General features: G+C 58.3%; 20 protein-coding genes. 16 read left to right on the plus strand and 4 right to left on the minus strand.

The genetic code is table 11. The features are described from left to right. Nucleotides 1-22 precede the first annotated feature (22 nt). Nucleotides 23-1,021, plus strand: coding sequence for a hypothetical protein (locus LYZ69_03085; GenBank protein ID MDV3277435.1), 999 nt, complete (start codon nucleotides 23-25; stop codon nucleotides 1,019-1,021). A 34-nt stretch (nucleotides 1,022-1,055) separates the two neighbouring features. Then, a complete protein-coding gene (locus LYZ69_03090) occupies nucleotides 1,056-2,591 on the plus strand; it encodes a polysaccharide biosynthesis C-terminal domain-containing protein (protein ID MDV3277436.1) in 1,536 nt (511 codons plus the stop codon). On the opposite strand, the gene LYZ69_03095 is transcribed toward LYZ69_03090, so the two are convergent. Continuing rightward, nucleotides 2,588-5,806 (minus strand): class I tRNA ligase family protein, encoded by a 3,219-nt coding sequence (locus LYZ69_03095; protein ID MDV3277437.1) that lies wholly within the window; start codon nucleotides 5,804-5,806, stop codon nucleotides 2,588-2,590. The genes LYZ69_03090 and LYZ69_03095 overlap by 4 nt on opposite strands. A gap of 172 nt (nucleotides 5,807-5,978) precedes the next feature. On the opposite strand from LYZ69_03095, the gene LYZ69_03100 reads away from it, so the two are divergent. Continuing rightward, the gene (locus LYZ69_03100) at nucleotides 5,979-6,728 is read left to right on the plus strand and encodes a methyltransferase domain-containing protein (protein ID MDV3277438.1); all 750 of its coding nucleotides are present in this window, start codon (nucleotides 5,979-5,981) and stop codon (nucleotides 6,726-6,728) included. Between the two features lie 86 nt (nucleotides 6,729-6,814). Here LYZ69_03100 and LYZ69_03105 read toward each other — a convergent pair whose 3' ends face one another. Beyond that, a complete protein-coding gene (locus tag LYZ69_03105; protein ID MDV3277439.1) occupies nucleotides 6,815-7,504 on the minus strand; it encodes a metallophosphatase family protein in 690 nt (229 codons plus the stop codon). A gap of 156 nt (nucleotides 7,505-7,660) precedes the next feature. Between LYZ69_03105 and LYZ69_03110 the strand changes: the two genes are divergently transcribed. From LYZ69_03110 to aspS, 10 genes are all read left to right on the plus strand, one after another. Continuing rightward, a complete protein-coding gene (locus LYZ69_03110) occupies nucleotides 7,661-8,314 on the plus strand; it encodes a Snf7 family protein (GenBank protein ID MDV3277440.1) in 654 nt (217 codons plus the stop codon). A 918-nt stretch (nucleotides 8,315-9,232) separates the two neighbouring features. Further along, nucleotides 9,233-9,520: a hypothetical protein gene (locus LYZ69_03115; GenBank protein MDV3277441.1), complete on the plus strand. Its 288-nt coding sequence runs from the start codon at nucleotides 9,233-9,235 to the stop codon at nucleotides 9,518-9,520. 846 nt (nucleotides 9,521-10,366) lie between these two features. Beyond that, nucleotides 10,367-10,726: a hypothetical protein gene (locus LYZ69_03120; protein ID MDV3277442.1), complete on the plus strand. Its 360-nt coding sequence runs from the start codon at nucleotides 10,367-10,369 to the stop codon at nucleotides 10,724-10,726. 29 nt (nucleotides 10,727-10,755) lie between these two features. Continuing rightward, on the plus strand, nucleotides 10,756-11,109 hold the full coding sequence (locus tag LYZ69_03125) for a hypothetical protein (protein ID MDV3277443.1): 354 nt from the start codon (nucleotides 10,756-10,758) through the stop codon (nucleotides 11,107-11,109). Between the two features lie 33 nt (nucleotides 11,110-11,142). Next, complete coding sequence (locus LYZ69_03130; protein MDV3277444.1) at nucleotides 11,143-11,634, plus strand: hypothetical protein; 492 nt, start codon at nucleotides 11,143-11,145, stop codon at nucleotides 11,632-11,634. Next, complete coding sequence (locus tag LYZ69_03135) at nucleotides 11,631-12,242, plus strand: hypothetical protein (GenBank protein MDV3277445.1); 612 nt, start codon at nucleotides 11,631-11,633, stop codon at nucleotides 12,240-12,242. The genes LYZ69_03130 and LYZ69_03135 overlap by 4 nt, the downstream gene beginning before the upstream one ends. Nucleotides 12,243-12,279: 37 nt before the next feature. After that, nucleotides 12,280-13,143: a hypothetical protein gene (locus LYZ69_03140; protein ID MDV3277446.1), complete on the plus strand. Its 864-nt coding sequence runs from the start codon at nucleotides 12,280-12,282 to the stop codon at nucleotides 13,141-13,143. Further along, nucleotides 13,140-14,360 (plus strand): AAA family ATPase, encoded by a 1,221-nt coding sequence (locus LYZ69_03145; GenBank protein ID MDV3277447.1) that lies wholly within the window; start codon nucleotides 13,140-13,142, stop codon nucleotides 14,358-14,360. Before LYZ69_03140 ends, LYZ69_03145 begins: the two co-directional genes overlap by 4 nt. Nucleotides 14,361-14,420: 60 nt before the next feature. Then, nucleotides 14,421-14,912 (plus strand): hypothetical protein, encoded by a 492-nt coding sequence (locus LYZ69_03150; GenBank protein MDV3277448.1) that lies wholly within the window; start codon nucleotides 14,421-14,423, stop codon nucleotides 14,910-14,912. 33 nt (nucleotides 14,913-14,945) lie between these two features. After that, nucleotides 14,946-16,259 carry an aspartate--tRNA(Asn) ligase gene (aspS, locus tag LYZ69_03155; protein MDV3277449.1) on the plus strand — a complete coding sequence of 438 codons (1,314 nt, stop codon included), beginning with the start codon at nucleotides 14,946-14,948 and terminating at the stop codon, nucleotides 16,257-16,259. Here aspS and LYZ69_03160 read toward each other — a convergent pair. After that, nucleotides 16,256-16,792 (minus strand): hypothetical protein, encoded by a 537-nt coding sequence (locus tag LYZ69_03160; GenBank protein ID MDV3277450.1) that lies wholly within the window; start codon nucleotides 16,790-16,792, stop codon nucleotides 16,256-16,258. The genes aspS and LYZ69_03160 overlap by 4 nt on opposite strands. A gap of 105 nt (nucleotides 16,793-16,897) precedes the next feature. Then, complete coding sequence (gene albA, locus LYZ69_03165; GenBank protein MDV3277451.1) at nucleotides 16,898-17,224, minus strand: DNA-binding protein Alba; 327 nt, start codon at nucleotides 17,222-17,224, stop codon at nucleotides 16,898-16,900. A gap of 115 nt (nucleotides 17,225-17,339) precedes the next feature. Here albA and LYZ69_03170 point away from each other — a divergent pair, with 115 nt between their 5' ends. The 3 genes from LYZ69_03170 (at nucleotide 17,340) to sucD (ending at nucleotide 20,546) form a co-directional block, all read left to right on the plus strand. Next, nucleotides 17,340-18,518 carry a transposase gene (locus tag LYZ69_03170; protein MDV3277452.1) on the plus strand — a complete coding sequence of 393 codons (1,179 nt, stop codon included), beginning with the start codon at nucleotides 17,340-17,342 and terminating at the stop codon, nucleotides 18,516-18,518. A gap of 61 nt (nucleotides 18,519-18,579) precedes the next feature. Beyond that, a complete protein-coding gene (locus tag LYZ69_03175; protein MDV3277453.1) occupies nucleotides 18,580-19,677 on the plus strand; it encodes a succinate--CoA ligase subunit beta in 1,098 nt (365 codons plus the stop codon). After that, nucleotides 19,674-20,546, plus strand: coding sequence for a succinate--CoA ligase subunit alpha (gene sucD / locus LYZ69_03180; protein ID MDV3277454.1), 873 nt, complete (start codon nucleotides 19,674-19,676; stop codon nucleotides 20,544-20,546). The genes LYZ69_03175 and sucD overlap by 4 nt, the downstream gene beginning before the upstream one ends. The last annotated feature ends 2 nt before the right edge of the window (nucleotides 20,547-20,548 follow it).

Consider the following 20,548-nt stretch of genomic DNA (forward strand, 5'->3'; position numbering starts at 1 on the left):
GAACCGGAGGCGGAGCCGCATCTTGGGCGGGGCCCGTGTATCATCGCACATCGGCATACAGGTTGACTTCGGGGAGAGGAGGTACGTGCTCGACCCCAAGGGGCCAGCCCGCGCGGACTACACATTCGTCTCCCATGCGCACGTAGACCACATGCACAACGCCTCCAAGTTGGAGACGGTCATTACGTCTGACGAGACCAAGGAACTGGCTGCGGCCAGGGGATTTGACCTTGGTGACACGATCAAGGCCCTCGAGGGAGTCCAGCTTCTCGATTCCGGCCACATACTCGGCTCCAGGGCAATCAGAATCGAAGACGAGGTCTACTACACAGGTGACGCCTCTGGCAGGGAGCGCGCGTTCCTTGGCAAGTGCGTGGCGAAGCGGGCGAGGCTACTCATAATGGAGACGACGTACGGTAGCCCCGAGTACGTCTTTCCTTCGACAGCAAAGCTCGTGAAGGAGGTGAACGGGCTGATCGGCGAGATGTACCACAGGGGCAAGCCTGTTGTGCTGATGGGTTACCCATTGGGCAAAGCCCAGCTCCTCAGCTACTTCTTCTCGACCTGGGAACCGCTTTTCTTCCACGAATCGGTCGCTAGGATGAACGACATCCACAGGAGGCATGGAGTTCCTCTAAGGGAGGGAAGCCGTTTCGAGCCTGACAAGGACTCCGACTCTTTGCCGCTCGGGCCGTGGCTGATGGTCGCTCCCCTCTCCCATGGAAGGAGCAAGATGCTGGCACACCTGAAGAAAAGGTACGGGGCTGTCCTCGTGGCATTCAGCGGCTGGGCTATGGATGGAGGGTACGCCCGTTCGCTCGGAGCTGACTACGCATTCCCGCTGAGTGACCACTGCGACTACCCGGAGCTCCTCAAGCTCGTCGACGAAGTCTCCCCCGAAGTAGTATACACTACGCACGGGTTCGCTCAGGAATTTGCCAAGGACCTCAGGAAGCTCGGCTTTTCAGCGAGGACGCTGAATCCCTATCAGAGCTCCCTCGCAGACTTCTCGTCCGATTAAATAGTGCTCTCCACGGGCGCGAAGAGTGTAACCGATGCAAACAGCAACGACCGTTGCCAGGGGGGCGGCGGCACTATACGCAGCCACAGTAATGACGCTCGTTCTCAACACGCTCTACCTCGTCCTCCTGACAAACTACATCTCGCTTCAGGCAGTGGGCCTCGTCTCGCTCCTCAACGTGGTAGTCGTCGGCGTCGCCACGCTCGCCGTCCTCGCACTCCCTCTGAGCGGCTCCGGCGTCAGTGCCACGCCTCCTGCGGTGACCAGATTCATCTCGCAGTACATCACTGGTCAAGGTCCGGCCAGGAGGGTGTACCTCCTCGCAGTTGGTGTCTGTTCTGTGCTCTCCCTCGCTGCCGCGTTTGTAATCTCGTCTCCATCCATCGCTAGCCTGGTCGCAGGGCCGAACGAGACGAACGTCGTATTCTTCGCCAGTGTGGACGCCGTATTCTACTCCTTCGCCCAATTAGGCGGCTATTCCATGCTGGGGGCGGGGAGGGCTACTTCTGCAGGGAAGTTGATGGTCGCATCTGCCGTCATCCGTTACGTCTTCGCGTCAGCGCTTCTTGTTCTCGGTTTCGGCCCCGCTGGCGTTTTCATGGGCTTCGCGGTCGGCGACGCGGTCATGGCCGCGCTCGCAAACTTCTATTCTTACAGGGTGGTGGAGCACGCCCGCATCGAAGGCGCGAGCTTGAAGCCGGTGTTCGCGTACATGACGTCGGTTTTCTTCGCCGCGGCCATGGGATTCGCGGTCTCGCAGACCGACAAGCTCCTTGCCTTCTTCCAGCAAGGGCTGGGGAACCTGGCCCTCTACAACATAGCGGCGGTAGGGGCGGCTGTTGCTTCCTTTGCTCCGAACGCAGCCACGAACGTCCTAGTCCCGGCGCTCAGCGGTCAAGGGTCGCTGGACGAGCAGAAGAGAGCGACGCTTCGGACCTACACTCGGTACGTCACCCTGACGGCTGCGCCTATGGGTTTTGGACTTGCTGCTGTCTCGCCCTTCCTGCTGAGGGTCTTCGGGGACGCCTACGTTTCGGCAGCTCCATTGATGGCCGCGATCTCCTTGTCGATAGCGCTCACTGCGATTACCTCAGTCTATTCTTCCAGCCTTCTCGTCGACGATAGGGCGCACCATTTCACGGTCAGCAGCCTTGCCGCCTTGGTCGGCCTGGTGGTCGTAGCAGTGCTGACAGTGCCTGCGCTGGGGCTGATGGGGATTGCTCTCGGGCGGTCTGCGATGCTCTTCATCATGCTGGGGTCCGTCGCCTACTTCGTCAGGAGGAGGCGCATGTTGGTGCTTGACGTGGCTGCGTACCTGAAGTCCATCGCCGCCTCGGGAATCATGGCGGTGTTCGTCTTCGTCGCCCTGGATTCCGCGGAAATGATGTTCGCCTTCGGAAGGGTCGAGACAGTTGTGGCAGCGGCCGTCATGATGCCTGTCGGGCTCGTCTTCTACCTTGGAGTGATGAGGTGGCTCAAGGCTTTCAGCCTAGCGGACGTTGATTTCATCGAGGTCCTGTTGCCTTCATGGCTCAGATGGTTCACTCGACTGGCCCGTAGGTTACTCTAGCTTACGTCCAGGTAGACCGGCTTCCCGTCCAGGTCCTCCTCGGCCCACTTGGCGTCCTTCTCTGCAGTCCCGAGCAGCCGGACGGACCGCACCCTGACCAGGAAGGCAAGTTCCTTCTGCATGGGCTCCAGGAGATTCAGCTCCTCCTTCTCCAACCCGGCGACGGACGCCGTGTTCAGGACAGCCGTGGGCGAGTATCCCCTCACCTTCCTGAGCGCCTGCAGCCTCCGGGCAACGTCCCTCACGAGGCCCTCTGCGACGAGCCCCTCGTCCCTCGTCTTGTCGATGGCCACGAAGACACCTGTGCTCTCGCCCACCTCGAACCCGTCGGCGGGTTTGACGACCAGCTCCAAAGCGGCAGTCGGCACTTCGGCCTTCCCCGCAGTCGTCTCCACGGCCAAGGGCTTTCCAGACAGGTAGACGGATAGCGCAGCCTGGCCCGTCAGAGGCTTCAGGCTGGCCAGGATCTCCCTCGTCCTCTCCTTGAAGAGGGCTCCGACACGAGACGCGTTCGGTACGAGCTCGAACGAGGCGGGGAAATCTTTGACCGAGGAGGTGACATTCACTTCCTTTACGTTGCACAGAGAGCATGTCAGTCTCCTAGCACCTCTCGCCTTCCCGACAGTTCGCCTTGAGACAAGCACGCTCATCCTCCTCAGGGGCCAGCGCCTCTTCAGTCTGGCCTTCGTTCTGGCGGAGTTCGACGCCTCCTCCGCTGCAAGAGCAAACTCGACAGACGCTTCAGCCGTCGGGCTTGTACCCACCCGCGCCGGCTCTAGGAACTCCTCTGTCAGAAGTGGTGAGAGCCACTTGCGCCTTCCAGAGAATGACTGCTGGTAGAGGTACTCAGTGACGAATGGGATGACGGGGTGCAGCATGATGTCCGCCCTTCTCAGTACGTGGCCCAGCGTGGCGTATATTGCGAGTCTCCTCTTCCTTTCCTTCGGGTCGTCCTTCCAAAGTTCTCCGCGCACAAGCCTGACGTAGGTCTGGCTGACGTGGGAGATCACCAGCGCCTCGAGTGCTTTGCAGACTTCGTTGTAGCGAGTCCTTTCGTACGCAGCCGGAACCTCCTTCTCTGCCCTTGAGAGCTTCGTCAGCAGCCACCTGTCGACTGTGGTCAGTAGTCCGCTCCTCTTCGCCCAAGCAACGGTGTGCCTTTCCGGGTCGTAGCCGTCCAGTTCCCCGTTCTGTGTGAGGTAGACGTGCAAGTGGTACAACGTGTTGAGCACCTGGTATGGCCTCGCCTCCATCTCCTTCATGTCCATGCTCAGCGAGTCTTCTGGGGCGCTCTTCCGAATGAGGTAGAACCTAGAGAGGTCCACCGACTTCGACCGAAGAAGGTCCAGCCCCCATATCGTATTGCCCAGACTCTTGCTCATTTTCCTCCCCTGGTCGTCCAGCACGTGCCCTTGGAACAGGAACGCCTTGTAGGGCGCCTGTGGCCTGCCCGTCATCAGGACGTTCAGCACGAGCAGCGTGTAGGCCCAGGCCCTGGTCTGGTCTATCCCCTCGGTCAGGTGCTTCGCGGGGATGAGTTGGCGGTACTCCCTGTCCGTGAACGCAGAGTACGGGGCTGATCCGCTGTTGTGCCAGGCGTCGAGCACGAACGGCTCCCTGACTGCGTCGCCTCCGCAGCTCGGACAGCTGAGCACGACCCGGTCCACCCACGGCCTGTGCAGCTCGAAGTTCGGTCCGTCAGGGAGCTCCCTGGCCAGTTTCAGGATTCTCCTCCGCGAGAAGGCTGGCACCTTCTCGCCGCAATCCTTGCAGACCCAGATTGGTAGCGGGGTCCCCCAGACCCGCTCCCTGGTTATCCCCCAAGGCGGCGAATCGCGGATCGACTCTAGGAACCTGTTCCTGGGCGCTTCGAAGTAGTACTCGACCTTCTCCGCCGCGCGGATGAGCTGGTCCCTGACCCTGTCGATCCAGTAGAAGTACTCCCTCCTGGCCAGCCATACGATCCTGTGCCCTGACCTCCAGCAGACAGGGTAGTCGTGGGTGAGCTTCCCCGCGTAGACCAGCGCCCCCCTATCCCCCAGCTCCGACACGACCTTCTCGTCCGCGTCCCTGGCGAAGAGCCCGCTGAACTTGCCGGCATCCTGCGTGAACCTCACTTGGTCGTCGAATGGGGCGAAGACCTGAATCCCAATCTTCTGCGCCGCCGCGAAATCGTCCTCGCCGTTTGCTGGTGAGAGATGGACGAGGCCTGTGCCGGTGGTCGTGTCCACGAAGTCCTCCGCCACGACCTTGTGCACTTTGCCGACATACTCGGGTGTGTTCAGTCCTGGAATCTCGTCGAGCAGAGGATGGGTATACTTGATTCCCGCCAATTCTTTGCCCTTGACCATCTTTCGAGTCTCTCCGAACTGGACCCCGAGTTCCTTCGCCATCTGATCCTTCCTTTCCGAGCACACGACCCAGGTCTCCGCGCCCACCCCGACGTACTCGTAGTCGGCATCAGGCTTGACCGCGACAAGCTCGTCGGTCACCACTGTGAAGGGCATCGTCGTCCAGATGACCAGGAAGGAGCCGTCCCCAGCCTTCACCTTGTAGTATAGGCTCGGGTCCTCGAGCTGTTCGTATCCGCCCAGCGCCACCTCAGCGTGGCTCAATGCAGTCAGGCAGCTCGGGCAGTAGGCGACCACCTTGTACCCTTCTCCGAGCAGCCCCTTTCCCCAGGCAATCTTGAGGTACTTCCATTCCCTTTCTATGTAGTCGTCCCTGTAGGTCATGTAGGCCTTCTTCTGGTCGAGCATCAGACCGATGAGCCTGTCCGCCTCCTCCCAAGTCGGACGGTACTTCCCAATCAGGCCCTTGCAGGCTTCGACAAGCTTCTCCATGCCTACCTGCCTTAGGTTGTCCCACTTGTTCCCGGTCAGCCCGAGCTCCTTCTCTGCCTGCAGCTCAACGGGCAGTCCCTGCGTGTCCCATCCTCCACGGAAGACTATCCTCACTCCATTCATCGTGCTGTACCGGTACCACAGGTCCTTGATGACGCGGCCCCTCACGTGCCCCATGTGAGGCTGGTTGTTGAGGGTCGGCGGACCCTCCACGTAACCTACGGGCTTGGCCTTGGCGAGCCTTTTCTGAAGACTAGCTCGAACGCGTGGTTTCGCATAGAAGTCCCTGACCTTCGGTTCGATTTGCTTCCAGTCGTAGTCTGCGCTGAGTCTACTTCTGCGGCTAGTGCGTCTCGCTAATTTTGTAATCACTCAACGCTCCGTTCGCTCTCCCCTGCCTCTATTTTAACCATAACCTCTCAGGCTGCTCTGGTAAGTTTGGTGGACACTACACTTGGGAATTCATCATCGTGTCCCGACAAGTTAGCAGTGCCTAAGCGAGGAACTGAGTCAATAAATAGCTCCCGATTCCCAAGGTAAGAGCATGTCTGAGCTTGAAATCAGGAAGGCCGTCAAGGAGAGATACGCCAAGATGGCGACGTCTTCCCAGTCGGAATGCTGTGGTGGAGATGGTAGTTGTAACGATTCAACCGTAATGTCCCATGGCGAGGTCGTTCCAATCGAAGCTTCCTCGGTCAACGCCGGGTGTGGTTCTCCTCTTCTTTTGGTAAGCCCGAAGGAAGGTGATGTAGTACTCGACCTCGGAAGCGGCGGCGGGATAGACATCTTCAGAGCTTCGTCGATGGTCGGCGCGAAAGGGAGAGCGATAGGCGTCGATGCTACGCCTGAGATGATCTGGAGAGCGAGGGAGACGAAGTCGAAGTATGGAAGCAAGTACGCGAATGCGGAGTTCAGGCTTGGAGAGATCGAGCACCTGCCAATTGAATCCAACAGCGTGGACTACGTCATTTCAAACTGCGTGATCAATCTCTCGCCTGACAAGCTGGCCGTCTTTAGGGACTCTTTTCGCGTGCTAAAGGGAGGCGGAATCTTTGCCGTCGCGGACGTCACTCTTCAGAAGGATATCCCCGATAGTGCAAGGAAAGACATGGATTCCTGGTCGGCTTGTATCGCGGGGGCTCTAACGGATTCGGACTACGAGAGGTTACTCAAGAGCGCCGGATTTCGAGATGTGCAAATCGAACACGTTTCGGATTCGAACATTGGAAAATATCCTTTCAGCTATCACAGCTCACACATCAAGGCAAAAAAGCCCTTTGCCGTGCTCGGGTAAATTAGCTGGACGCTAAACTTGAGAAGTCGTCATCACCATCAGACTAGGAGAAGGCTGACCACCCGACAACCTAACAGAGCCACCTTTCAGATGCCAAGAGAAAGCCTCTGAGCGAGCGACGCGGGGAGGCCAGCCTTCACGATCTTCTCTGCTGCCCCTTTGTAATCGTACTCAACCCTGCGCTGCTCCACATCCACCGAGCCCCTGTCGAAAGTCGCCACTGCGAAGGATGCCCTTCTGTCCATGTCCCTTGGCTGCCCCACCGACCCCGGGTTGAAGACGGTCCCGTTCTCACCGCTCCAGACGTAAGGGACGTGCGTGTGTCCAAAGCCGATCAGCCTGACACCTAGCTTGCTCAGGTAGTGGCCGAACAGGTCCAGATGGGTCGACGGGTCAACGTACTCCCATAGGTTGTCGTCGGGGCTGCCGTGGGTGAGGTACGTCCTGACGCCCCCAAAATCAACCCTGATCTCTTTGGGCAGCGCCTTCAGAAACTCTTTGCTCTCAGGGGTCAGCTGGGCCTCCGTCCATCTTGCGGCCATCGCCGCCCTTGCGTTGAACATCGAAGTGTCGCCGGTGAGAACGGCGCTGTCATGATTGCCGAGAACCGTTCTCGCCCCTGTTTCCCTCAGCGTCTCAATCACTTCGTTCGGATTGCTGCCATAGCCCACCACGTCCCCGAGGCAAACGACTTCCTCCCCTCTCAGCTCCCCCAGCACACTGTCAAGTGCTTCAAGGTTCGAGTGAATATCTGAGACGAAAGCAACCCTGAGCATCTGATTGCTTCCGCGACAGTTCCCCTCTATAGCTTTCTCGTCACGAGATCCTCCCACCGGCGCTCCTGAGCCAAAGACCAATAGTTCATTCGGTTGTGAACTTAATTTTACCACCCTCTATAACATTGTCTCAGCGCACATGAAATCTCGAATCTAATGTCTGCATTCGCAGGAAAGTGGGACAAGCAGAACAACCAGAGTTTCGGGACGAAGGTCAAGGAAACCGTAAGGAATCCTGGTCCTCTCAAACCGAGGCTCGACCTAGCCACACGCCAAATCCAGGTCCAGGTAGCAAAACTGGACTCTACATCCTCCAAACTCAGAGAGAGAGACAACGCGATCTTCAACAAGGTCGTGGGGTCGCTCCAGAAGCACGACTCGCAGCACGCCTCAGTCTACGCGAACGAGCTGGCCGAGGTCAGGAAGATGAACAAGATGGTCACCCAGGCCAAACTTGCTCTCGAACAGATAGTGCTCAGACTCAACACAATCACCGAACTCGGCGACATTGTCGTCACATTGACCCCAGCCATGGCAGTAATGCGCAACGTCAAGCAAGGCTTGGTGGGCGTACTGCCTGAGGCGGAGAGCGAGATAGGCGAGATCTCTGGTCTGCTAAGCAGCATCCTTGTCGACGCAGGCACTGTGGGCGGATACTCACTGAACTTCGAGGCTGCCAACGAGGACGCGGAGCGCATCCTAGCGGAAGCTTCCGCGGTGGCCGAGCAGCGCATGAAGGAGAGGTTCCCTGAGGTACCAACCAGCCTGCCAGCAGGGACGGAATCTAGCACCGAGGGCGCGTCTTACTAGGTAGGGCGCTAATCCTCTCCTTTTTCTTATTTCCATTCTTGCGGAACTATGAATTCCAGTCCAGCAACAGGGATTACATCGAGGTATTCCGGCCGCTTGATTGTTCCAGATCGAGCTCAGGAAGGTCAGGCAGCTCTTGATCGAGGTCGAGCCTATCGAACTATAGGAGCGAGGCGGAACGCGATATACGCGAGGACATGAGCCAACCCAAGAAGGGGCAACAGACAAACCATCTTCAGCCAGAGAGGCGATGGAAATCGTCCATGTTTCTCGTTTGGCAGGTTGTGGAGGTGAAGCATTGTGCATACAGGATGCCGCGAAGCTGAAGCTCAGAAACATACCACTGAAGCCATTAGACGCAGGACGGTAGAAATACATATATTAGTACTAACTATTCATGTTATCACCCAAGTCCTTATATTTACACTGAACCGACCTTTCGAAGGGAATCTAACATGAGCGACGGAAGGAGCTTCCTGAATGGATATATTCATCCGCGTGTCTTCCTCCAACATGAGGAATGCCTTCTCAGCGGCGACGGTGATTGTGATTGCAGCACTCATGTTGGCTATGCTTCCAATCACACGAAATGAATGACCAGTTGATATCATGGACACCGTGACCAAAGGGCTGATCGCAAGCGTGGCGATTCTGGTTGTGATTTCTGCGGCCTTCGGGGCATCTTACCTGAACACGTCAAGCGTGGTAGCGGGACAAGAAAGAAGCCTGTCCAATCTTTCATCGCAAGTAAGCTCACTTCAGCACGCTCCTCCGATGACTGTGACGTTCACCACAACTGCAACGTTAAACACCGCGACAACGACACTGACCTCGACACGCACGCTGACCATTGCCGCGAGTCCTTCTAAGGACAATGTCAGTGTGGCGGTCTCTCCCTCCAACTTAGGAAGCAATCAGATGTTTGTCGTATCGGGGAACGTCATTACCGCGTCTGGCAACTCCTCCGGCACTGCCGTATTCATACTGGTCATTAATCCGTCAAACACACTGGTGGCTTTTGCATCAGCCCAAGTAAGTGGCAACGGAGCTGTTGGGGTCTACTCACATAACTTCACAGCGGGGGGAAGTACAGCCTGGATAGTTGGCACCTACACGGTCACAGTTTTTCTGTACGACACAGTTGCGACTCTTGGAGCGCCCGCGGCGACCTCCTCGGCAGTCTTTCGCTACTCCGTGCCTGCGTAGTTCGCGGCTTGGGTCTTCGTCTCAAACCACGCTTCGGCACCCCCGAATTTCGGGGGCTGAAACCGCTCTTTTTGCGCGCATGGCCGACCTGGCCAGCAAAGTTCCAGGCAGTGGGGTTTCCACAGGGTATCCAGAGTGTTGAACTACTATCCCAGACTTGACACAAATGGGACCCTTGCAGCCAAGACTTAACGGCGTAACTACCGGCAGACACTGGCAGACCGAGCTAAGAGATTCCAATCATGGCTCGTTAGAATATTCGGGCCACTTCAATGGTAGGATTGAATGCAGCCCTCGGCCAAGTCCACGTTATGAGTCGCTTCTTATCAAACTTGGATGTTCGAGTATCTTCAAAGATGTGTCGATGAGCCGCCTCCACTCATCGACGGCGTGATGAGAAGTGTCAGAATTCCCAGACCGTGGTAGTACGGATTCCTCAGAAGAGCTTCTGCCACGTTGGACAACCACACGAGGTTGATGCTTTACTGCTGAGCGGGATGAGACATGTCCAGGTCCAGAAGTTCCGGAACCACTCGCGGTGGTTCCACGGCGCGTTCATCCATTTCCCAAGGGGAAGCCATACTGAAAGCGCTGAGGAAACGCTCGAGCAGGGACGTTCACAGCGCTCAGGGAGGTCGGTCACTATTTCGAACCTGGGGGCTCCCTGACTACAGAGTTTGGGAAAGGAACACAAAAAGGCGGGCAGAAAAAGAGCGGCAGGCCCGACTGTGTCTCCGGTTGGCACCATCATCTTCAGCATCAACTACAGTTTCGACCAAAGCCCACAGTACAATAACTGCGGATTTCGGCATGAACCAGTGACTTGGCACGAAAGAGAGTTGCCGTTTGGCCTTCTCAGTCCTGTTGGCGTCGTCCATACTCTGCTCGGTAATTTTGGGAGGTGGTTCGGCCGCTCCTGACCAAAACCATGTTGCGCTACTCGCTCCTGTTCAGTTCCAACTCAACGGAAGGGACCCCTATACGATTAAGGCGCAGATGAAGCAGGGTGAAACGATAAGCGGCGAGGTCAACTCCACCGGAGCCGCCGTAACCCTCTCCATAGTGTTCCAAGGAGTTGTGATGCGATCAGAGTCCGTGTCTGGGGTGTACCACTACCAGTTCACCGCCACAGCTCCGGGAGCATACGATCTGTTTTTCGACTCGGCGGGACACGCCCTGATTTCGGCGGATGTCTACTCCTCCTAGCGTTAAGAACCATTCAACGCAGACTTTCCATGACCGAGTTCGAGGCTGCGATGGCCTCAGCCTGTGAATCCACCCTGAAGGAGGTACTCGGGCTGAGCGGGTTCGCGTCGACGGTCTACCGACTGAGCATGAACGGAGTCTCGTTGCGTGACTGCGCAAGTAGGCCCGCCGACTTCGACGATTTTCTCTCTGTGCTCTTCAATCCCGTTGGAGCGACCCTCGTCGAAGGCAGGATATTGAAGCGCTTCTACAGGGATCATTTCGCAGGGCGATTCCGATGGGGAGACGGTCTGAACTTCGTCGAGGAGGTGAGGAGGGCGCGAAAGGCCTTCGAGGACCAGTTCGGCCCGCCCGGCACCCAACACCCAACGCCGGCCGAGTAGGCCCGTTATTAGCGGCTGGACGCTCAGCGCTCGATGAGCGACATCAGCTGGCTCTTCGGCTACACCCCTCTCCCTTGGCTGGTTGCGATGTACGTCGTGGCCTACCGCCACGACCTGTCTAGGATTAGGAGTCCCCTGCGGGACCACGCGAACCAGGCCGAATGGTGGTCGGTCTGCAGGCACCTCGGCCTTATCGATGGAAGCGTCAAGATGCCAGCCGACGACCCTGGACGTTGGACTTGGCTGGCGATCCTTGCATGCGGCGTCACAAGCGGACTCTGGGCAATAATCCCCTTCCCGTTCACGTGGTACGCACTGATTGCGCTTCGGGTGGCCGCAGCCTTCCCACTCTTCCTCGTTCTCGTCAGGAATTTCGGACCATTATCCTACAAACCCTACAGGGATTTCCTACCCTACCCGCGCCGCGGAACAAGGGTCAGGCACCTCGAACAGGCGAAGCGTCATTCAGGGGAGAAGCACAACGCCTTGGCGGTCCGGGAGGGAGGAGGAGAAAAGTCGCCATGAAAGAGAAGAGGGCGGCCGGGACAGCCGAAGTCCGGTTCTTCAACGTCTCCCTGATCAACGCCAACGTGATGTCCATGCCCCGTTTTCCTCAGTCACAGCAGCTCATCGGAGAGCTTGTTCATTCAATCGAGGCCGCGTCGCCTAGTTTCGCCTGGGTCCAGTTCCTCTTCCAGCGCGTCAACTACTCCCCTGCGCTGGTGGCCCTGAAGAACGCCATGAACTTCGCAGCAGAACAGATTAAGACCCCCAAGACCAGCCTCATCGACGACAGCGAGTACGACAGACCTGAGCTCCGCAGGGACTGGTTCAAGAGGTCGGGGGAGAGAATCAAGAGCATCGATTCCCTGGTCAATACGCCCCACGTCCTCCTCGCGATACAGGGGATGTGGGTGGGCGACCCAAGGCTGCTCACCACCTTGCCCTTCAAGGACTACCACGACGAATTCGACAGGCTGGGAATATTCGTATACAAGAATCCGTGGATGCTCGCCGAGCTGGTCGAGAGAAGGATGGTCACCAACGTCTCCGAGTACTTCCAGATTCTTCCTTTTACCGGCCTGCGGCGCAGAGAAAGTGTTCACACCTTAGTAGCGATGATGTTGACCTAGCTGGTGATTATTCGGAAAGTTGCGAGAAAGACCGTACTTGTCGGTTCGAGAGGCATTGAGGTTCATCCACCTTAGAAAGGACGATACTGTGAAGCCGAAGATAGCCTCCACGATAAAGGAGATAGAGCTTCACAAGAGAGAGCTGGAGAACCTGCGCTCCAAGCTCGAGGCTCGCAGGAAGTCCCTCTTCGACACCACTGTGAGGGCGATGATAGCCAAGGACACGCCCAAGGCCATGGTCTACGCGAACGAGTGGGCCGAACTGAGGAAGGTCGGGAAGGTGGTCTACGCAAGCGAACTCGCTCTCACCCAGGTGACGCTCAGGCTGGAGAGCATAGTGGACGTGGGCGACGTGATGGCGCACATGAGCATGGCCTTCAAGATACTCCGGAGGGTCAACAAGACGGTCCAAGGCCTCGTTCCGTCCCTCGACCAGGCTTCGAACGAGATCAACAACACACTGACCGAGACGATGGCGGAGATGGGCAACGTTTCGCCCACCATATCACTGAACATACAGACCGAGAGCGGAGAGGAGCTGGTCGAGCAGGCGAAGAGGCTCGCGGAGCAGAGAGCCGAGGAGATGAAACGGAATCTGGGAGCGCCGACATTCAGAATCGGGCAGGACGCTGATGAGCTCGAGAGGAGGGTCGCTCTTCTGTCCTCTGGGGACGACGAAGGCGGGTCCGCGCCTCCGCTCGGAGTCCTGTACGCGCCGACAGACGACCCGGAAGCCGAGGCCCAGGTCCTCCAGTATGCCGCGATTCACGACGGGAACGTTGACATCACGGACGTATCGTCGGTCCTGAAGATACCCTCCGACGAGGTGGAGCAGGCGATGCTCAAGTTGCTCTCAGAGGGCAAGGTCAGGGTCACGCAGCAGGAGGGCGCCCAGCAGTGAGCGTTGTTGCTGCGAAGGAACTGGAAGACGATGCGAAGAAGTACGCCAGCGAAGCGATTCGGCTCGACTCCCAGGGCGCGCACGGCATGGCCATCCAGATGTACCAGAAAGCAATCTCAACACTCGTGAAGCTAGTCCACCTCTACCCTGACTATCGTCTGAACAGGCAGTACACAGAACGCGCGATGGCCTACCAGGAGCGGGTGAAGGCGATTCAGGCAGCCCACGGGATTCTCCCTCAGGACCAACCGCAGCAGTCGGGGTTCGGGCCCCAGCTAAGCGCCGGCGGTCCGGCGTCGGGCGGCGAGGGGACCAGAGGCCCGGAGGTCGTCCAGCAGCTCAAGGCGTCGTTCAGCGACCTCGTGATAACGGAGAAGCCCGACGTGAAGTGGGACGACGTCGTGGGCCTCGAGGACTGCAAGCAGGCGATAAGGGAATCGATCGTGTTCCCATTTCTAAGGCCCGACCTGTTCATGCTAGGCTGGCCCAGGGGCCTCCTCCTCTACGGGCCTCCCGGCTGCGGTAAGACGATGATCGCCGCGGCGACAGCGGCGGAGGTAGACGGCTACTTCATCTCTGTAGACGCCGCATCCATCATGAGCAAGTGGCTGGGTGAAGGTGAGAAGAACGTCGCCAAGCTCTTCGTGAATGCGAGGAAGATGCTCGCTGACAACAAGCCGGTGGTGATCTTCGTCGACGAGATCGACTCCCTCATAGGGACAAGGAGTCAGGAGGTCGGGGGAGAGGCAAGGGTGAGGGACCAGTTCCTAAAGGAGACCGACGGCCTCAACGACAAGGGGAAGAACCTGCACCTTTACGTCATCGGGGCCACAAACAAGCCGTGGTCGCTCGACCCACCGTTCCTCCGTCGCTTCCAGAAGAGGATCTTCGTCCCGCTCCCGGACAACGAGGCTAGGATGTCCCAATTCAGGAACTACACAGCCCCGCTGACACTCGCAGAGGACGTTGACCTCGAGATGCTAGCAAGGATAAGCGAGGGCTACTCGGGCAGCGACATCAAGGACATCTGCCAGGGTGTGCAGTTGAAGGTAGTCAGGGAACTCTTCGAGAGCGGGAGAGCCCTGGAAAAGGAAACTCAGACGAGGCTGATCACCATGGCTGACTTCAAGGACGTGATGCGAGCCAGGCGGCCGAGCGTGTCCGCAGAGCTGGCGCAGGCCTACAACCGCTGGAGCCAGAGTTTCGCCGCCCTCTAGTCGCTCGCCAGCACTCCTTCAAGGATATAAGACGCGGGCTCTATCCAGCCTTGTTCGAGAATGGCAGTAGACTTCGTTGTGGGCCGGGCGCCACGGTACAGGGTCGCCACGAGGACCCTCGTGGGCGGGTGGCCGGGAGACAGGAAACTCCAGGCCGAGTTCGCGAAGATAGCTGTGTGGGCGAGGCGCCTCGGCTTGAAGACTGGGTCGTGGTTCTTCAGAGAGCTCGACGGCCCCGACGTGCCGAGCAAGAGACGCAAGTGGGAGGTCGGCATCGAGGTGAAAGGCAGGAAGGCTCTGAAGGGGGAGAAGGGAATGTCACTGAAGGTTCTGCCTGCCACAACGGCCGTCTCCATAACTTTCAATCCTGCGGAGGTCTCGCCTGAACTCATCTACTGCGGCCTCGAGGGGTGGGTCCGATGGAGAAGGAAGGAGGGCAAGTACAAACAGGGAGGTCGTTACCGCGAAGTCTACAGGGGCAATCCCTGGAAGAGCAAACGCGCCTGGGCGCGAACGCAGGTCCAGGTGCCTTTGAAACGCCTCTCGCGCTAAGCTATTAATCGGACGCGAGGGATGGGCGGCGCAGTGCACGAACTCCTCTCGCTCCCCGAGCTGAAGGCAAGCATTGGCAAGACGGTGACGCTGGCCGGCTGGGTCCACGACGTCAGGGCGCTTGGCGGGATCACCTTCGTTCTCCTTCGAAATTCAAAGGGCATAGTTCAGATTGCAGTTCCGAAGAAGGAGGCTGGGGAGGAGCTCTTCGGCCTCGTGGCCGGGCTCCACCAGGAGGACGTGATAACCTGCGAGGGAAAGGTGAAGGAGAGCAAGGCGGCAAGGCTCGGCTTCGAGATAGTCCCCTCCAGAGTGGTCGTGGTGAGCAAGGCTGCCGCGCCCCTTCCGCTCGACCCGCGAGGAGTCACTCCGGCAAACCTGGAGACGAGACTCCTATGGCGCTCGCTCGAGATGAGAAGGCCTCAGACATCGGCCGTCTTCAAGATTGAAAACGAAGTCGTCGCCTCCATGGAGGCATTCCTGCGCGAGAGGGGCTTCATCAGGGCGTTCACTCCAAGCATCCTCGGCGGACTCTCGGAGGGTGGGTCGGAGGTCTTCAAGCTGGACTACTATGGTACGCCAGCCTATCTTCGGCAGGACCCGCAGCTGCACAGGCAGCTCACCATTGCAGGCGGGTTCGACAGGATCTACGACCTCGGCCCCAACTGGAGGGCAGAGCTTTCCCGTACGCCGAGGCACCTCAGCGAACACAGGACCATAGCCCCTGAGATGGCCTTCATCGGCGACGAAAGGGACGTCATGCGCGTAGAGGAGCGGATGGTCGTCCACGCCGTCGAGTCCGTGAGGAAGGCTTGCTCTGAGGAGCTCAAGGTCATCAACCTGGAGTTAGAGGTGCCAAAGACCCCTTTCCCCGAGCTGCCCTTCCCTGAAGTCTACGAGATCCTTGCGGCTAGAGGGAAGAAGCTGCCAAGGGGAGAGGACCTCGACGAGGAGGGGAAGGACGTACTGTCAGCCTACGCGAAGGAGGAGTTCGGTTCCGAGTTCTTCTTCGTGAACAGGTTTCCGTCCTCGCCCAAACCATTCTACATAATGAAAGTGGACGAGGAGCCAGAGTTCGCAAGGTCCACAGACTTGTTCTTCGGCAGTCTGGAACTCTCCTCGGGAGGCCAGAGGGAGCACAGGCACGACAGGATATTGGCCCAAATCAAGGAGAAGGGGATGGACGCGGATGGCCTCAGGTGGTTCACGGAGCCTTTCAGGTACGGCGTTCCGCCCCACGGGGGGTACTCCTTCGGCATCGAGAGGTTCGTTGCGAAGCTTCTCAGACTCGAGAGCATAAAGGAGGCCGTGCTCTTCCCGAGGGACCCGGAACGACTTGTGCCCTAGGAGCCCTGCCAGAGGCTCGCTTCTCTCTCGGTCTCGACAAGCAGGTCGATTCCCCGCGCCTTCCTGACTATCGCCCTCAGCTTGTCGAAGTCGCCGATTGAGCGCTCACTCCGCCTCCCCGGGACTATCACCTTGGTCCTCTTCCCTCCGTCGGTCAGCCAGACCGTGTTGACAGTCAGGACCCTCACCGGGAAGAAGATGTCCTCGAGGAACTTCCTGTCCGAGCTGCCCGCACCTACCAACCAAACTTTTCCTTTCATCGCCCCCTCGAGCTCAGAGCGGATTGCTTCGTTGCCCCTCAGCACCTGCAGGTCCGAGCCCTCGAACTCCAGCACGTAATCTCCCCCTACCTCGAAGCTCCTTCTCAGGGTCAACCTGTTGACCTCGGCTACCCTCTCAGCAATTCGGATAAGCGCCTTCGAGGCCTCGACGTCGGCGGGGGTTATCTCCCCGGCCTTGAGCTTGGACTCGCATTTCGGGCAAAGGATTCCCGTCTTCGCATCGAAGTTGCAGATGGGAAGGCGTAGGGCCAAGCCGAAAGCTGCCCGCGGCGAGCCCATAAATAAAAAAATCGTTGAGTAAAATCGGAGCATCCTCTCGGAAGGTGTGGCTGTCGCCGCCTGTGAGACTCGAAGGGACTACTTCTCGAGCCTTATCTCGATCGAGGAGACGTTGTTCATCGCGCCCGTCTCTATGCTCTTGACCTGCTCAGTGTTGATGGCTATCTTCTTGATCGCGATGTCTGTCGCGAACCGCTTCGTCAGTATCTGAGCAACGTCCACTGCCTTCGAGATTGCCCTGCCCCTTGCCTTTACGCTGACTCCCCCCGAACCGTTCTGCAGGGTGGTCAGACAGGCAAGGACGTAGTTCATCACAGGCTTCTTGCCGATGAAGATCGTGTTTGGGTCGCGTGCCTGTGGTTCCTGAGGTGCTGGTTCTTGGTGCTGTGCTTCGCTTGCGGACATTGAATGCGAATCGCCTGTTTCATTATATTTATGGATAATGGACGATTGTTCCACATTTCAAATTTGTCAAGCTGGTGGGGCGTGGTGCTTAAGTGGCTTGGAAGCTTCGCCCTCCATGCGTGCAGTCAAGGCAATTCAGTTCGGGTACGTAGCCTCGCACGAACTCGATTCTCTCTTCGAAGATTTCCGCCTGATGTGCAACGATGCACTCAGAATCGCCCTCAAGCATGAGAGAGAACATGATGGTGAGAAGGTCGGGAGCAGGTTCGAACTGATTGAGCTTGCCTACCCTCGTCTCAGGGAATACGGCCTCCACACCCACTACGTTCTCTCTGCCTGCGAGGTCGCCTTCTCAGCATATCGGAACAAAGACAGAAAGTCGAACCCTTGCGTAAAGCGCGCGTTCCTCAAGTTGGACAACCAGTCGTATCTACTCAACCATCTCATCTTGAGAATTCCTAACAAGCCTAGACAGTTCATCTACCTCACCCTCCAAGCCTCTGACTATCAACTCTCTTTCATCGACGACCAGACACTCAAGAGAGGTTCGATTACAATTACCGCGCACACAATCAGTATCGCCTTCTCGAAAGAGATTGCCGAAATTGAGCCTCTGGGAAATGTCGGCATCGATGTGAATGAGAGGAATGTCACGGCATCAGACACCCTCGGGAATACGAAGGTCTACGATACCTCTGAGGTAGCGGAGGTCAAAGAGGTCTATCGGGTAATCAGGGCGCGGATTGGGCGAAAGACGCGACAGGACAACCGCGTCGGGCAGAAGCTCTATGCGAAATATGGGAGGCGGGAGAGGAACAGGACGACCCAAGCGATTCATCGAGTCTCGAAGGCGATAGTCCAACACGCAAAAGAGGACAAGCTCGGAATCGTCATGGAGAAATTGAAAGGGATTCGCAATCTCTACCGAAAGGGAAATGGACAGGGAACCGCTTTCAGAGGTCGAATGAATAGCTGGACTTTCCATGAGGTCCAGAGGCAAATCGAATACAAGGCAAGGTGGGAATGCATACCCATCTCTTACGTCAACCCAAGAGGTACCTCCCGAAACTGCCCCAAGTGTGGCTCCCGCGTCATGGCTCTGGCAGAGAGGAAGCTCTACTGCCCAAGTTGCCACCAGACATGGGATAGGGACGAACTGGCCTCGAAAAACATCATGGCCGCATTGGTTTGTGCGGCTCGGCCATCCAAGGGAAGCGGTGAAGGGGAACCCCGAAGGCAAGAGGACGCGAGCAATCCTCAGAGCAGATGGGTGGAAGTTGAGAGGTCGGGTTAATGCACCGACAACTCGGCAGAACCCGCTACGTTTATCCCATCTTGCCTGGCCGCCTAGGTTCGTGCGGCTTTTCGAGTATCAGGCGAAGGAGCTGTTCAAGAACTACGGGCTTCCCGTTCCTCGCTCAGTACTCGCAGGAAACGTGGTCGGAGTGCTCAACGCGCTGGAGACCATCGGTCTGCCCGCAGTCCTGAAGGCCCAGGTCCTGGCAGGAGGGAGGGGCAAGGCGGGAGGCATTGTGGTCGTCTCCGACAAGGCTTCGGCCCAGAGAGAGGCCGAGAGAATATTCAATCTCTCAATTGGAGGAGAGGTCCCGAGTTCCATCTTGGTCGAGCAGTCGTTCCCCCACAAGGATGAGATGTACCTCTCGGTCACGCTCGACAGGAGCGAGAGGTGTTTCGTAGTGATCGCTGCGAAGGCCGGAGGGATTGACGTAGAGTCGCTCTCTGGGAAGGTAGTCAGGAAGATTCCGCTGTCTGGCATAGACCGGCCCTTCGCCAATACCGTGTCCTCCGAGCTGGGCCTCCGCGGAAGCCAGTCAGAGCAGTTCGTCAAGATACTTCTCAGTTTGGAAAAGTTGGCGAGGGAGAAGGAGTGCGAGCTGGCAGAGATTAACCCACTGGCCGTGGGAGGTGACGGGATCATGATGCCCCTCGACGCCAAGATAATACTCGACGACAACGCGCTCTTCCGCCATCCCGAGTTCGCGAAGGTCCACCCCTTGGACGAGTTCGAGGGGGAGGCCTCGAGGCAGGGCTTCGCCTTCGTCCGCCTGGAGGGAGACATTGCAGTAGTTGGGAACGGGGCGGGGCTGGTGCTCTCCACCCTGGACCTCGTGGGGGACGCGGGCGGGAACGCTGCGTGCTTCCTGGACCTCGGAGGGGGAGCGCAGCGTGAGAGGATCGTAGCGGCCCTGGCGCTGGTCAACAAGCTCCCGAACGCTTCGAGGATACTTGTGAACATCTTCGGCGGCATCACGAGGACAACGGACGTAGCGGAGGGGATCAAGGACGTCCTCGCAGGCGGACCTGTGAAGCCCGTCTTCGCCAGGATAAGCGGGGCTGAGGAGGAGGAGGCGAAGCAGCTGCTCTCGGGCTCCAAGGTGAAGCTCTTCAGGACCGCGCAGGAGGCGGTGGAGGCAGTGGTGAAGGCGAGATGATCCTTCCCAGAAGGGGCGACCCTGTGGTCGTCCAGAACATCACAGGCAGGTATGGGGCGCTCCACACTCGGCTGATGCTCGACTACGGCACCAACATAGCTGCCGGGGCCACCCCGGGCAAGGGAGGTCTGTCGGTCGAGGGCGTTCCAGTGTACAACACGGTCGCGGAAGCGGTCAAGGAGACGGGGGCGAAGGTATCTGTGTTCTTCGTGCCCGCGCAGTTCGCGTACGACGCAGCAGAGGAGGCGATACTGGCGGGGATCAAGCTGCTCGTGGTCATCACGGAGCATATCCCCGTCAGAGACACACTGAGAATGCTTGAGCTCGCCAAAAGTCATTCCACCTCGATAGTGGGGCCGAACTGCCCGGGCCTCATCGTGCCCGCCGAGAAGGTCAAGCTGGGGATCATGCCGGCCCCATCATTCAAGCCGGGTAGCGTAGCCCTGTTCTCGAGGAGCGGCACCCTCACCTATGAGATCGCAAACCAGCTCTCGCTCGCTGGGTTCGGGCAGTCCGTCGCGATAGGGATAGGGGGGGACCCGGTCACGGGGCTGACCCCCACGGAGTGCTTCGACTTCGTCGAAGGCATGAAGGAGACCAAGGCTATAGTGGCCGTCGGGGAGATCGGCGGCGACGCGGAAGAGAGGCTCGCGAGGCACATCGCAAAGTCTGGGACGAAGAAGCCTGTTGTGGCGTACGTGGCAGGCAGGCACGCGCCCAAGGAGAAGAAGATGGGCCACGCCGGGGCAATAATCTACGGCAACGTCGGGACTGCCGACTCCAAGATCAGCGCGCTCAGGGACTCGGGAGTGAGGGTGGCGATGACGCCTTCGGATGTTCCAAGCCTGCTGAAGCAGGCGACAGGTTGAAA

The sequence above is a fragment of the Nitrososphaerales archaeon genome, from assembly GCA_032906765.1.
Classification (GTDB): domain Archaea; phylum Thermoproteota; class Nitrososphaeria; order Nitrososphaerales; family Gagatemarchaeaceae; genus DASPPF01.